12 protein-coding genes are annotated in these 14,559 nt (G+C 34.8%); 8 read left to right on the plus strand and 4 right to left on the minus strand.

The window, feature by feature from the left end:
- Nucleotides 1–81 precede the first annotated feature (81 nt).
- From ACKPCA_RS17410 to rodA, 5 genes are read left to right on the plus strand one after another with little or no spacing between them, the layout of a single operon-like run.
- Entirely contained in the window at nucleotides 82–1,104 is a 1,023-nt protein-coding gene (locus ACKPCA_RS17410) for a rod shape-determining protein (protein WP_054716855.1), read from the plus strand.
- Nucleotides 1,105–1,147: 43 nt separating this feature from the next.
- A complete protein-coding gene (gene mreC, locus ACKPCA_RS17415; protein WP_083464551.1) occupies nucleotides 1,148–1,975 on the plus strand; it encodes a rod shape-determining protein MreC in 828 nt (275 codons plus the stop codon).
- A complete protein-coding gene (locus ACKPCA_RS17420) occupies nucleotides 1,972–2,475 on the plus strand; it encodes a hypothetical protein (RefSeq protein WP_054716861.1) in 504 nt (167 codons plus the stop codon). Before mreC ends, ACKPCA_RS17420 begins: the two co-directional genes overlap by 4 nt.
- A 16-nt stretch (nucleotides 2,476–2,491) precedes the next feature.
- Nucleotides 2,492–4,333: a penicillin-binding protein 2 gene (gene mrdA, locus ACKPCA_RS17425; RefSeq protein WP_321280209.1), complete on the plus strand. Its 1,842-nt coding sequence runs from the start codon at nucleotides 2,492–2,494 to the stop codon at nucleotides 4,331–4,333.
- 32 nt (nucleotides 4,334–4,365) lie between these two features.
- Entirely contained in the window at nucleotides 4,366–5,790 is a 1,425-nt protein-coding gene (rodA, locus tag ACKPCA_RS17430; protein ID WP_321280210.1) for a rod shape-determining protein RodA, read from the plus strand.
- Here the strand turns inward: rodA and ACKPCA_RS17435 are convergent.
- Complete coding sequence (locus ACKPCA_RS17435) at nucleotides 5,744–6,367, minus strand: acyl carrier protein phosphodiesterase (protein ID WP_321280211.1); 624 nt, start codon at nucleotides 6,365–6,367, stop codon at nucleotides 5,744–5,746. The two genes, rodA and ACKPCA_RS17435, sit on opposite strands and share 47 nt — an antisense overlap.
- 241 nt (nucleotides 6,368–6,608) lie before the next feature.
- Here ACKPCA_RS17435 and ACKPCA_RS17440 point away from each other — a divergent pair, with 241 nt between their 5' ends.
- Complete coding sequence (locus tag ACKPCA_RS17440) at nucleotides 6,609–7,964, plus strand: cyclic 2,3-diphosphoglycerate synthase (protein WP_321280212.1); 1,356 nt, start codon at nucleotides 6,609–6,611, stop codon at nucleotides 7,962–7,964.
- Nucleotides 7,965–8,183: 219 nt separating this feature from the next.
- A complete protein-coding gene (locus tag ACKPCA_RS17445; RefSeq protein WP_321280213.1) occupies nucleotides 8,184–10,685 on the plus strand; it encodes a PAS domain S-box protein in 2,502 nt (833 codons plus the stop codon).
- On the opposite strand, the gene ACKPCA_RS17450 is transcribed toward ACKPCA_RS17445, so the two are convergent.
- Complete coding sequence (locus tag ACKPCA_RS17450; RefSeq protein ID WP_321280214.1) at nucleotides 10,686–11,588, minus strand: DMT family transporter; 903 nt, start codon at nucleotides 11,586–11,588, stop codon at nucleotides 10,686–10,688.
- Between the two features lie 94 nt (nucleotides 11,589–11,682).
- On the opposite strand from ACKPCA_RS17450, the gene ACKPCA_RS17455 reads away from it, so the two are divergent.
- Nucleotides 11,683–11,985 (plus strand): hypothetical protein, encoded by a 303-nt coding sequence (locus ACKPCA_RS17455; protein WP_174888098.1) that lies wholly within the window; start codon nucleotides 11,683–11,685, stop codon nucleotides 11,983–11,985.
- A 31-nt stretch (nucleotides 11,986–12,016) separates the two neighbouring features.
- On the opposite strand, the gene ACKPCA_RS17460 is transcribed toward ACKPCA_RS17455, so the two are convergent.
- Complete coding sequence (locus ACKPCA_RS17460) at nucleotides 12,017–13,357, minus strand: glucose-6-phosphate isomerase (protein ID WP_054716881.1); 1,341 nt, start codon at nucleotides 13,355–13,357, stop codon at nucleotides 12,017–12,019.
- A gap of 145 nt (nucleotides 13,358–13,502) precedes the next feature.
- Nucleotides 13,503–14,498, minus strand: coding sequence for an NAD(P)H-dependent glycerol-3-phosphate dehydrogenase (locus ACKPCA_RS17465; RefSeq protein ID WP_321280215.1), 996 nt, complete (start codon nucleotides 14,496–14,498; stop codon nucleotides 13,503–13,505).
- Between the last annotated feature and the right edge of the window lie 61 nt (nucleotides 14,499–14,559).

Raw genomic sequence — 14,559 nt, forward strand, 5'->3', positions numbered from 1 at the left:
GATAATTGCAATTTTGGATGCAGAATTTACTTTCTGCATCCAAATGCAACTAAAATAAGATAACAGAGATATAGCTACCATATGGGATTATTTTCATTTTTAACTCAGGAGATTGCTATTGATTTGGGGACCGCTAACACTATCATTATCTGCAATGATAAAATTGTTGTTGACGAACCTTCGATTGTAGCTCTCGATCGCCGCACCGAAAAAATGGTTGCGATTGGTGAGAAAGCTCGCCAGATGCAAGGTAAAACACACGAAGATCTGAAAACCATTCGTCCATTAAGGGATGGTGTTATTGCCGACTTTAATGCGGCAGAGCAGATGATTCGAGGTATGATCAAAATGATAAACAAAAAACCTCGATTGTTTCCTCCTTCGTTAAGAATTGTAATTTGTATTCCATCGGGTAGTACTGAGGTGGAGATGCGTGCAGTACGTGATTCATCGGAACATGCCGGAGGTAGAGATGTTTACATGATTTATGAGCCAATGGCTGCCGCTATTGGTATTGGAATTGACGTTGAAGCTCCTGAAGGAAATATGGTAGTGGATATAGGTGGTGGTACTACCGAAATTGCAGTTATTTCTTTGGGTGGTATCGTAACCAACAAATCAATTCGTATTGCAGGAGATGATTTAACGGTAGACATTCAGGAATACATGCGTCATCAGCACAATATTAAAATTGGTGAAAGAACTGCTGAAGAAATCAAAATTCATGTAGGTTCTGCATTGTCAGATCTTGAAGATCCTCCAGCTGATTTTCGTGTTCAGGGGCCAAATCAAATGACAGCATTGCCAATTGAAGTACCAGTCTCATATCAGGAGATTGCCCATTGTCTTGAAAAATCAATCTCAAAAATTGAAATTGCAATTTTAAGCGCTTTGGAGCAAACACCACCCGAGTTGTATGCCGATATTGTAAACAGAGGTATCTATTTAGCAGGAGGTGGAGCTTTGTTGCGAGGTCTTGATAAGAGGTTAACGGATAAGATTAATATTCCTTTCCATATTGCGGAAGATCCATTGAGAGCTGTTGCCCGTGGAACAGGGATTGCCCTTAAAAATGTAGATAAATTTTCGTTCCTGAGAAGATAATCAGGAACAAAACTGTATATAATAGCCAGGAATTGATTTTCGAATGAAGAATTTGTTTCACTTTATCGTACGATTTCATTTTACGATTTTATTTATTGTATTCGAAATATTTTGTTTGTTGTTGTTAGTTAATTATAACAACTATCAAAAATCAGAATTCCTGAATTCAAGTAATGCCATTAGCGGAGGAATCTATCAAAAAGTATCCTCCGTTACTGACTACCTTTCGTTAGCCCAAACCAATGAGGAGTTGAATCGTGAAAATGTAAGGTTGAGAAACCTTTTGCACTCATCGTATAAATTAACAACCGATTCTTCTTTCATTTTTATAGATACAATTTACAAGCAGCAATACATTTATCGAACAGCAAAAATTATTAACAACTCTGTTAATAAGCAGTTGAATTACATTACCATTAATAAAGGTAGAATACATGGAATTGAACGTGAAATGGCTGTTGTTACTGATAATGGTGTAGTTGGTGTTGTAAAAAGTGTCTCAGATAATTTTGCTTCTGTGATTTCAGTCCTAAATGATAGACTGAGAATTTCGGCCAAACTAAAAGGGAATAATTATCATGGATCATTAATCTGGGATGGTGTAGATTATCGAAAAGCCATGCTTAAGGATATTCCATTTCATGTTAAAATTGCCAAAGGCGATACGATTGTAACAAGTGGTTTTTCAGCTATCTTTCCTGAAGGCCTTCAGTTAGGAGTGGTTGATGAGGTTATGGCTTCTTCTGGTGATAATTTTCAGAACATCAAAGTCTTACTATCAAATGATTTTAAAAGTTTGTCATACGTGAAAGTTGTGGGTGATTTAATGAAAGAGGAGCGATTAAAATTAGAGGAGGAGGCAACGGAATGAACATCATTTTAAAAAATATCATCCGATTTGTTGTTCTTGTATTAATTCAGGTTGCAATTTTAAACAACATACAGGTAAGTGGATTTGTGAATCCTTACATGTATATTCTGTTTATCTTACTATTACCATTTGAAATACCCAATTGGTTGCTATTGGTACTTTCTTTTTTTCTGGGATTTAGTATTGATGTTTTCAGCGGAACAGTTGGAATGCATGCTTCAGCCTGTGTTTTTATGGCCTATGTTCGACCTTATGTCTTGAATTATTTATCGCTTCGTGATGGTTATGAAGTGGGAACTTATCCTGGTATTGCACATTTTGGTTTTGCCTGGTTCTTTAAGTATTCATTAACTTTAATTGTAGCTCATCACAGCTTCTTATTCGTTGTTGAAGCATTTTCATTTACTAATTTTAGTGAAACCATTATGCGTATAATTTTTAGTGCATTTTTCACTTTAACCTTAATAATTACCTCACAGTTTTTGATGTTTAAAAAATAGATCAATCTTATATCAAATGAATAATTTCTCGAATAGAATATATGTAATAGGAGGAATCTTTGTTTTGGTTGTTCTCATTTTTATGATCAAACTTTTTAATCTGCAAATTGTAGATGATTCCTATAAATTGTCAGCAGAAAATAATTCTCAACGACAGGTAACTCAATATCCTGCTCGGGGATTGATTTATGATCGAAATGGGGAGCTTCTGGTTTATAATCAAGCAGTTTATGATGTGATGATTATTCCCAGGCAAGTAAAAGTTTTCGATACTCTTGATTTTTGTGTTCTTCTAGGGATAGAGAAATTAGATGCTATTAAAAGGTTAGAAAAGGCTAAGAACTACTCCTACCGTAGGGCATCTGTTTTTTTGAAGCAGCTTTCTTCAGAACAGTATGCTGTATTACAGGAGAAACTTTATAAATTTCCAGGATTCTTTGTTCAACCACGTACACTGCGTAAGTATCCCCGTCAAAGTGCGGCACACGCTTTGGGATATCTTAATGAGGTAAATAATAAGGAAATAAATGCAGATCCATACTACAGCCAAGGAGACTATATTGGCAAAAGTGGTATAGAGTTAACCTATGAGAAAGAACTGCGTGGTGAGAAAGGTAAAAAGATCTATTGGGTAGATGTTTACAACAGGATAAAAGGTTCTTACAGGGATGGAAAGTTCGATAAGTCACCTGTGTCAGGAAAAGATTTGGTATCTACTCTGGATATTGAACTGCAGGAGTATGGAGAGCTCCTAATGCAGAACAAAAAGGGAGGTATAGTAGCACTGGAGCCTTCAACCGGGGAAATCTTAGCTAAAATATCTAGTCCAGGTTACGATCCGGAGATGTTGGTTGGTAGAGTTATGAGTAAAAATTACAGGGCATTGGTACAAAATGACAGTTTAAAACCTTTGTTTGATAGAACATTGATGGCTCAATATCCACCAGGATCTATTTTTAAAATGGTTAATGCTTTAATTGGATTACAAGAAAATGTAATAAATCCTTTTACCCGATTTGAATGTCATAGTGGTTATCATGTAGGATCATTTACTATGGGATGTCATGCTCATGTTTCACCTTTAGATTTGCGTCAATCTATTATGCACTCCTGTAATGCATATTATGCAAATACCTTCCGTTATATTGTAGAATCTCCAAAATTTGGTTCAGTAAATAATGGCTACGATGTTTGGCGAAATCATGTGATGTCTTTTGGATTAGGAGAACGTTTGGGAGCGGATTTACCCAATGAATTTATGGGTGGAATACCAACTTTAAAATATTATCAAAAGAAGTATAGGAGAAAAAATTTACGCGCTCTTAATATGATTTCCATTTCGATTGGACAAGGCGAGTTGTTGGTTACTCCTTTACAGATGGCCAATATGTGTGCTGCAATTGCCAATCATGGACATTATTATACTCCGCATATTGTAAAATCAATAGGTAAAGAAAAGGGTATCGATGAAAAATTTACTACCAAACATGAAACTAGTATTGATCCTTCCTATTTCCCTTCAGTAGTTGATGGTATGGAGATGGTTGTGACGGGAGGGGCAGGTAGTACAGGTGGTTTAGCTGCAATACCAGGCATTCGAGTGTGTGGTAAAACTGGAACCGTTCAAAACTCTCATGGTGATGATCATTCGGTATTCGTTGCTTTTGCACCACGAGAAAATCCAAAAATTGCCATTTTAGTTTATGTAGAAAATGGGGTATGGGGTTCACGATATGGTGCGCCAATTGCAGGTTTGATGATTGAAAAATATATAAGAGGAGAAATTTCTGATAGCAAAAAGTGGATTGAAAAAAGAATGATTGAAGCTGATTTGATTAACCAATCAGAAAAAGAGTAGAAATTGACAATAGAAAAATCGCAAAAATAGATATGACCAGAAGAGTAAGCTTAATAAAGAATTTAGATTGGTGGACAATTTTGTTGTATGCTTTGCTTGTTTTTTTGGGATGGATTAACATTTACGCTGCTGTTTATAATGAAGAACATCAGAGTATTTTTGATATCACTCAAAGGTATGGAAAGCAATTGATGTGGATTGGTGCTGCTGCTGTACTTGCTATTGTGATTCTAATAGTTGAAAGTAAATTTTATTCCGCTTTTGCATATCCTACTTATATTTTTATGCTAATTCTTCTCGTGGCTGTTTTGGTACTTGGTCGTGATATTAAAGGAGCAAAATCTTGGTTCGAATTGGGACCAATCCGCTTTCAGCCAGCTGAGTTTGCAAAGTTTGCCACTTGTTTGGCTATTTCCAGGTATGTTACGCAGTATAATTTTAAAATTCACAAAATAAAATCGCTCATTACTTCGGCAGTGATTTTATTTGCTCCAATGGCATTAATTGTACTGCAAGGTGATGCAGGCTCAGCATTGGTATATTCTGTTTTCTTGCTGGTGCTATATCGAGAAGGATTATCGGGGATTGTGTTATTTCTCGCATTTATAGCAGCCTTGTTATTTGTGTTTACCTTGTTATGGCCAAAGTTCACAGTGCTTTTAATAATAGTTTGTACAAGCCTTATTGTTGCAAAAGCATATGGTTTAAAGTGGCCTGCTTTTGCAAAGGCGATATTGTTGCTGTCAGCAGGTTTTGCATTAGTGTGGTTGGTTGTTAAAGGACTGAAAATAGATGTTTCTAATTATCTTATTTTAATTATTTCTTTGGGATTAAGTGCTGTGCCTTTTTGGGTTTATACCTATAAAAACAAACTGAAAAATGTTGCTTGGACCATTCTAATTGTTTTTGCTAGTATCTTTTATACTTTTTCGGTTGGATATATCTTTGAAAATATTCTGGAAGTACACCAGCGAACCAGGATCAATGAACTTTTAGGGATTGAATCGGATCCATATGGAGCTGGATACAATGTCGCCCAATCTAAGATTGCTATTGGATCAGGTGGTTTTTCAGGCAAAGGATTTTTGAATGGTACACAAACTAAATTTAAGTTTGTTCCTGAGCAAAGTACCGATTTTATTTTCTGTACTGTTGGTGAGGAATGGGGTTTTGTGGGCTCTAGTCTTGTATTGCTTTTATTACTTACGTTGATTTTACGATTGTTATTTTTAGCTGAACGTCAACGATCATCGTTTAGTCGAGTTTACGGATATGGTGTAGCCTGTATTTTATTTTTTCACCTGGCCATTAATGTTGGGATGACCATTGGTTTAGCTCCTGTAATTGGTATTCCTTTGCCATTTTTTAGCTACGGCGGTTCGTCACTATGGTCTTTTACCATTTTACTGTTTATTTTCCTTCGTTTGGATGCCAACCGTTTGGAGTTGCTACGTTAATATGGTGTTCATTGCTTACATATTTTAATATGTCTTTCATGAATAGTTTGAATTTATTTTCAAAATCCGAGTAGTTATCTTCCAGTGATTTAATTGCATAAACTGAATTATCAGGTAAACTGGTCCTTCTGGCCATGATATCAAGAGCTGTTTGCAAGCCATCAATATTTGCATAGCTTTCCAATCTTCTGCTCTGAATAAGAAAAGGTAGAAATAGTTTAACTTTATTAGGAAGTAACAAGTAGTTTTTTATCAATGCTTCATGAGAATTTGTTACAAAATCTTTGATCGGTAATGTGTGATAATCCTGCCAATATTTGGCCAAAAAATGATCAAAAATCAAATCAACAACTACACCAGAATATCTCCCATAGCCTTCTTTTAACTTTTTTGAGCTATCGAGTACCAAAGGATGCTTATCTGTGAAATGATCAATATTTCGGTGTAAAATGATTCCTTTTTGGATTTCAGGATGATACTTTTCGTATTTCTTTCCTTTGACATAGTCCCCAATAAAATTTCCAACTCTCACCTTTTCCGAATCGCCAGATAAATACAAATGCGCTAAAAAATTCATGGAGTAAAAATACAAAAAAGCAATTTAGGTGAATGGATTGCTGAGGTTATAATAGTTTAAATAAATGTCTAACCTAATAAGTTACGTTTAATTTATATCAATGTCAAGTTTTTGTATCGTGTTAAGCAACACGCAGTAAATAAGTGATTAAAATGCGATAAAATTAGCATAATTCCTTTAAAGTAATAATTTTATAGACTCATAAACTTAATGTGAAATTTTAAATAAAGAAGGAGAAATTATGGCTAAAAAAAATGTCATTATTGTTGGTGCTGCGGGTCGTGATTTTCACAACTTCAACACCTATTTCAGAGACAATTCAGAGTACAATGTTGTTGCTTTTACAGCAGCTCAAATTCCTGACATTGATGGAAGAAAATATCCTGCGGAGTTGGCGGGTTCTTTGTATCCAGATGGAATTCCTATTTACGCAGAGGAAGATCTGCCAAAATTAATAAAGGAACATTGTATTGATGACTGCGTTTTCTCTTATTCGGATGTATCGTATAAGAAAGTTATGAACGTAAGTGCAATTGTTAATGCAGCAGGATCAAATTTTAAGTTATTAGGTCCTGGAGATACAATGATTAAAAGTCATAAGCCTGTTATTGCGGTTGTTGCAACTCGTACAGGTTGCGGTAAATCTCAAACATCACGTAAAGTTATTGAAGAATTAATGGCAAAAGGATTAAAAGTAATTGCCATTCGTCACCCAATGCCTTACGGCGATTTGGTAGCCCAAAAGGTTCAACGTTTTGCAACTGTAGAAGACTTGAAAAAGCACAAGTGTACTGTTGAAGAAATGGAAGAATATGAACCACATGTTACAAGAGGGAATGTAATTTATGCAGGTGTGGATTATGAGGCTATTGTTCGCGCTGCTGAAGAAGATCCTGATGGATGTGACGTAATTCTTTGGGATGGTGGAAACAATGATTTTGCATTCTATAAGCCAGATATGACAATAACCGTCGCCGATCCTCATCGCCCTGGAGCTGAATTAAGCTATTATCCAGGAGAGGTTAATTTAAGAATGGCAGATGTAGTTGTAATTAATAAGATGGATTCTGCTACTCCTGAGGGAATTCAAGAGGTAAGAGAAAGTATTGCCTATGCAAATCCTAAAGCACAGGTTGTAGACGGAGCTTCTCCTATTAGTGTTGACGATCCTGAAATGATTCGTGGTAAACGTGTATTAATTGTAGAAGATGGACCAACTTTAACTCATGGTGAAATGAAGATTGGAGCAGGTACAATTGCAGCACGAAAATTTGGTGCAGCAGAGGAAATTGATGCCCGTCCATACCTTGTTGGTAAATTAAAAGAGACCTATGAAATTTACCCAGGAATTGGGAATATTTTGCCTGCAATGGGGTATTCGGATCAGCAGTTAAAAGATCTTGAAGCTACTATTAATGCCAGCGATTGCGATACTGTTATTATTGGTACTCCAATAGATTTAAATAGAATCATCAATATTAAGAAGCCAAACACGCGTGTTTATTATGATTTGGAAGAAATTGGTTATCCAAAAATGTCACATATTATCAACCAATTTGTAAAAGATCATAATTTAGTTGAAGAAACTGTTGAGTGATTATATAATTGATTAAAGGTGATGAAAGAGGAGCAGATTTTTTTCTGTTCCTCTTATGTTTTTGGATTATAACTGTTAGCTTAAATTGTTTAAAATATATGCTTTAAATTAGTTCTGTTAATAATAACCTTTTTAAGGAATTAGAGTATAAAAGCTATTGTGTCCTATTTTATAAGCAATAAAAGACATTACTAAAAACTACTATCTGAATTATTATCTATGAACGACTCTATTCTTCTTGGACTCGTGCAAAATGCAGCTATATTATTAAGTTTTAGTATTTTTTGCGAGTATATGTGGGTAAATAAAACCAAATTATCCCCTCTATATCGTCAAGTTCTTTTTGGTGGTATTATTGGATCTATTGGTATCATTCTAATGATGACATCATGGAAGGGATCTGCGGGAATTGTTTTTGATACCAGGTCTATTATTCTTTCAATATCAGGATTATTTTTTGGTGCAATACCAACAGTTATTGCTATGCTTATTACCAGTACCTATAGATTTTTTATGGGAGGAGATGGTATAATAATGGGAATAGCAGTAATAATTTGTTCTGGAACAATAGGGATTTTATGGAGAGAGCTATTGACCCGAGTAGACCATCAACTTAAATGGGTAGAATTATTACTCATGGGATTGATTGTGCACATTGCAATGTTGTTTTGCACCTTACTTCTTCCTTCCGAAAAAATCTATTCTACGCTCTCATATCTTGTTCTACCCCTTCTCACAATTTATCCAATTGTAAATATGTTGTTGGGATTGTTTATGCAGCGACAAATGCAAAATGTGAATAATAGAACCATCTTATCTTCAACCGAAGAAAAATATTCAAGATTGTATGGGAGTATGTCGGATGCTTATGTTGTTATGGACATAGAGTATAATATACTCGAAGGTAACAAAGCTTTACAAGATGTATTAGGGTATTCAGAAAAAGATTTGTTAAGTACAAATTTTAAAAATATAACGCCTCAAAAGTGGATTCATATTGATGAACAAATAATAAATAATGAAGTTCTAATAAATGGAAGTTCTCAAGTTTATGAAAAGGAATGTATAAAGAAAGATGGATCCATCGTACCCGTTGAATTGAGAGTTCATTTAATGAAAGATGAGCAGGATGAAATCGTGGGTTATTGGGCAATTTTAAGGGATATTAGTATAAGAAAGAATGCTTTAAAGCAGATCGATAATGAGAGAGCCAGATTGGAAACGATTTTGGAAACAGTTCCTGAAATGATTTGGTTAAAAAATACAGAAGGGGAATATTTGGCCTGCAATAATAATTTTGCGGAGTTTATTGGTGTTAAGGAGGAAGAATTAATTGGGAAGTCTGATTTTGAAATTGATATTAATCCTGAAATGGCTGAATTTTATTTTAAGAAAGATTTGGAAGTAATAAAATCTGCTAATACCATACGATTTGTGAATTTGGCCAAATCAGTTAATACAGATGAGGAGGTTCTTACAGAGACTATAAAAACTCCAATGTACGATTCTATTGGCAATATCACGGGAGTTTTGGGGGTGTCCAGAGATATATCAGAAATTAAAAAGGCTGAAGAAGAACTCAGAAAGGCCAAAGAGAAAGCAGAAGAATCGGATAAATTAAAATCAATATTCTTGGCCAATATGAGTCATGAAATTCGTACTCCAATGAATGCAATTATGGGATTTTCGGAACTTTTAATTGATTCAGAAATCAAAGAGGTAGAACGTATGCAGTATGTCAATATCATTCAACAGTCTGGCAATCGTTTAGTACAGATAATTGATGATATTGTTGATCTTTCCAAATTGGAAATGAGCCAAATTACACTCAAGAATGCTGATTTTTATTTGTTCTCATTGATGAAAGAAAGTCTGGAGATTCATAAGAATCGTGATCTAATTAAAAGTAAGCCCAATTTGGAATTGGCAATAAAATCAAATCCTGAGATTGAATGTTTAAAATTGCATTCTGATAGTACGAGAATTCAACAGATATTGGACAATTTGATTGAAAATTCAATTAAGTTTTCTGAATCTGGAAGAGTCGAAATTGGATGCAAGATGATAGAATCTAATGATCAAGAATTTGTAGAGATATATGTAAAAGATGATGGCATTGGAATTCCAAAGAATAGACAAGGGGTAATATTTGAAAGATTTAGACAAGGGGACGAAGAACATTTTATTGAAGGAGCTGGTCTGGGACTAAGTATAAGTAGAGGTTTGGTGGAGTTACTTGGAGGAACAATACGATTTGAATCAGAAGTTGGAATTGGAAGTACATTCTATTTTACAATACCGGTTGGTAAATCGAAACTTCTTAATCTACATGATGGTACTGAAAATAAGAAAGAGCGGATAGGATCAAAGAAAGTACTTATTGCTGAGAATGATTACAATTCATTTTTGTACGTTAAAAAATTATTTGAAGATCAAGATATAGAGGTATCATTTGCTGAAAATAGTGTTGAAATGCTTGATAGATTGAAGCAATTATCTCCTGATTTATTAATTATGGATTTAAATATTCCAGGCAGAGATAGCATGAAATGTATAGATGAAATTAAAAAATCAGTGATTGCAACGAAAATTATCGTCCAAAGCTCTTATGTTTTTAAAGAGGAAGAGGAAAAATGTATGAAAGCAAGTTGTGATGGATATCTTACAAAACCTTTCAGTAAGGAAGAGTTATTTGTACAAGTGCGTAAGGCACTAGCTTGATTATTTCTTTTTAGAAATGATATCGGCCATGGTAATGGTTAAAATTCCCAGGATGGTTAAGCAACCACCTAACAGCTGATTCACATTGGGAAGTATTCCCATTAAAAGAAAGGCGCCAGTAACAATAAAAATACTTCTCGATGTGCCAATTAATGTTGTTATGGATGCATCAACATATTTTAGTGATGCAAATGTTAGAAGGATTCCCAAAAATGGCCCTAAAAGTGAACCTGCTGTAATATAGAAAACAGATTGAATGCTATAAGTTGGTAACTCCCAGTTTACAATCAGGTAGATTGCGAATCCTACAAACAGAAACAAGTTTCTACATACAGTTATCATTGTAGTTGGAATATTTTTAATTTCTGATCTTGCCAGAACAAGACTTATACCGTAGAATAGAGCAAACACAAGTGCACTAATACTAGCTGGGGTTAATAATGTTTGCCATTCAAATTCCGAATTGGTGATATTCATCAAAAAGACACCCGATAGTGTGATGATAACGCCTAATATGGAAATAAAACCATATCTGATCTGGTAGCACAAAAAGCCAATAAGAATTACAAAAATAGGGCTGGTGTTGGCAAGAAAAGATACAATAGCTGGATTATTGGTGAGTTTTATTGATAAAAAAAATGCCGTTATTGAAATGAATTCAGATAGGCCAATGAAAAAAAGAATTCTCTTTGATTTTTTCGTTAAACTCTTTAATTCCTTTCGTTGAGTAAAAAATCGGTTGTAAAGTAAGTTGTAAATTAAAGCCAAGCCAAACCATAAGATCCCAAAAGAAGCCAAATCAACATCTTTCATGGCCATTTTACTAAACAAGTAAACATTTGAAAAGCTTATGGTTGCAGTTAGTGCAAGGGCAATACCTTTGACTTTAGATTTATATTTCATTGTACTTTGAATAACGGAAACAAATGTATCTAAAATTTGATGATTTATTTAAGTAGCTTGCATTTTGCCGATAATTATTGATATATTCGTTCGTATGGAACTAAATTTGATATTGGCAGCATTGGCAACCTATGTGCTGAATATGCCATTTGGCTATGTTCGTCAGGGATTTAAAAAGTTTTCGGTGATGTGGTTTATTGCCATCCATGCTCCAATTCCTTTTGTTGTTTTGTTTCGCAAACTGTTCGGATTAGGATTTGAGTTGTATACCTACCCAATAATGGTAACTTCATTTTTTCTGGGGCAATTTACAGGTAAGAAGGCAAGAATTTATTGTGATGGCAAAAGGGTGAAGGAAGATGTGGAAATTTACGATACAAAAAAAGACCGGGACTGATCCGGTCTTTTTGATATCATCAATTTAGATTTTATAATCTTTCTTTGATTTTTGCAGATTCTTCTTCGAAACCAGGTTTCTCAAGCAATGCAAACATGTTGCTCTTGTATGCTTCAACCCCTGGTTGATCGAATGGATTAACATCCAAGATGTATCCACTAACACCACAAGCAATTTCGAAGAAATAAAGCAACTCACCCAAATAGAATTCATTAAGTTGAGGCATTTCTATTTTTAGATTAGGAACACCACCATCAACATGAGCCAATTGAGTTCCCAATTCAGCCATTTTATTTACTTCATCAACACGTTTTCCAGCAAGATAGTTTAACTTATCCAAATTGTCTTTATCCTCAGGAATCAATACAGTGTGGTTTGGCTTAGCAACAGAAATTACAGTTTCGAAAATGTTTCTCTGTCCTTCCTGAATATACTGTCCCATTGAGTGAAGATCACTAGTGAAATCAACGCTTGCAGGGAAAATACCTTTGTTTTCTTTACCTTCACTTTCGCCGTAAAGTTGTTTCCACCATTCAGCAACATTATGAAGTTTAGGATTGTAGTTGGCAAGAATTTCGATGCCTTTTCCTTTTTGGTATAGAGCATTTCTGGTAGCAGCATAAAGCAATGCCGGGTTTTCTTCAAAAGCTGCTGCAACCGAATAGTCTTGCATTGATTTTGCTCCTTTTACCAAGGCTTTAATATCATGCCCAGCAACAGCAATTGGCAATAATCCAACAGGTGTTAATACAGAATAACGTCCACCAACATTGTCAGGAATTACAAATGTTTTATAGCCTTCCTGATCAGCAAGGGTTCTTAAAGCACCTTTTGATTCATCAGTAATGGCAACGATTCTTTCACGAGCTTCTTCTTTACCTACTTGCTCTTCCAACATTTCTTTCAATAAACGAAAAGCGATAGCAGGCTCTGTTGTTGTTCCTGATTTTGATATTACACAAATACCAAATTCGATGCTTTTCAAAATATCTGTTAATTCGTATAGGTAATCTTCACTAATGTTCTGACCAGCATAAAGTACCAAAGGGTTTTCATCTCCAGAATTTAGGTGATCAAAACTGTGAGCAAGTGCATCATTAACAGCTTTTGCACCAAGGTATGAACCACCAATACCCACAACTACCAATACTTCAACTTTATCCTTTAATGATTTTGCAGTGGCTTCAATGTCATTTAATTCTGCTTCAGTAATTCTTGAAGGCAAATCAACCCAACCAACAAAATCATTTCCTTTTCCGGTTCCTTCGTGAAGGGAAATAAGGTGTTTTTTACTGCTTTCTTCAAACTTAAAAATCTCTTCCTTACTTACAAAGTCAAGAGATTTGTCGATACTCAATTTAATGTGTTCCATTGTGTAGAAATTAAGCCTTACATTTTACCTCTATCTGAACCGATACCCCTCCAAATAGTTTGATAGATATAGAATGTAAAAGTTGTATTTAAAAAGTTAATTCTTACATATATATATGCTGCAAAAATACAGCTAAAATTTAAGTCTAACGTAAATCTTCTGTTAATAATTTTATTTCTATGGTAGGAGAAATACGTTCATATAAAATATTGTAAACAGCCATAGTAATTGGCATATTTACGTTGTAGTGTTCGTTGATTTCTTTGATACATTTAACAGCATAGTATCCTTCAGCAATCATGTGCATTTCAAGCTGTGCCGATTTTACAGTATATCCTTTGCCAATCATGGTACCAAAGGTGCGGTTACGGCTAAATTGTGAATAGCATGTTACCAATAAATCACCCAGATAAGCAGAACTCTTAATGTCGCGGGTAATTGGGTGAACTGTATCTACAAAACGTTTAATTTCTTGTATTGCATTGGAGATAAGTACCGCCTGAAAGTTATCGCCATAACGAAGTCCATGACAGATTCCCGCCGCAATTGCAAATACATTCTTAAGTACGGCCGAATACTCAGTACCGTATATGTCATCAGAAATAGTAGTTTTGATATAAGGACATTCTAGGTTAAGAGCCAGCGATCTCGCTTTTTTTGTGTCCTGACATGCAATGGTTAAATACGATAAGCGTTCCATAGCTACCTCTTCGGCATGACAAGGTCCTGAAATAATACCAATGCTATCTAATGGTACATTATAATGTTCGTTAAAGAATTCACCAATAATCATATTCTCATCCGGAACAATACCTTTAATTGCCGAAACAATAATCTTATCTTCTAAGCTAACCGTTAATTTCTTTAAAGCATCTTTTAAGAAAGCCGACGGAACTGCAAATATGATCACATCCGAATTTTTAATTGCTTCATTCAAATTGTTGTAGAACTCAATGTGATTAAGATCGAATTCAACTCCAGTTAGATATCTTGGGTTGTGACTAAGTTGTTTAAATTGTTTGATGGTATCAAGGTTACGCATGTACCAGTTAAGCTTCAGGTCATTTTCGCGAAGTATTTTTGCGATTGCTGTAGCCCAACTACCACCTCCAATAATGGCAATTCTCGACGATTCGTTCATATTTTATTGCTAAGTCTTTTTAAAATAGAGAGTTGTTTTTGTAAGTAACAGATCTCTAATT

It is taken from the genome of Marinifilum fragile (genome assembly GCF_963677365.1).
In the GTDB taxonomy this organism is placed as follows: Bacteria; Bacteroidota; Bacteroidia; order Bacteroidales; family Marinifilaceae; genus Marinifilum; species Marinifilum fragile.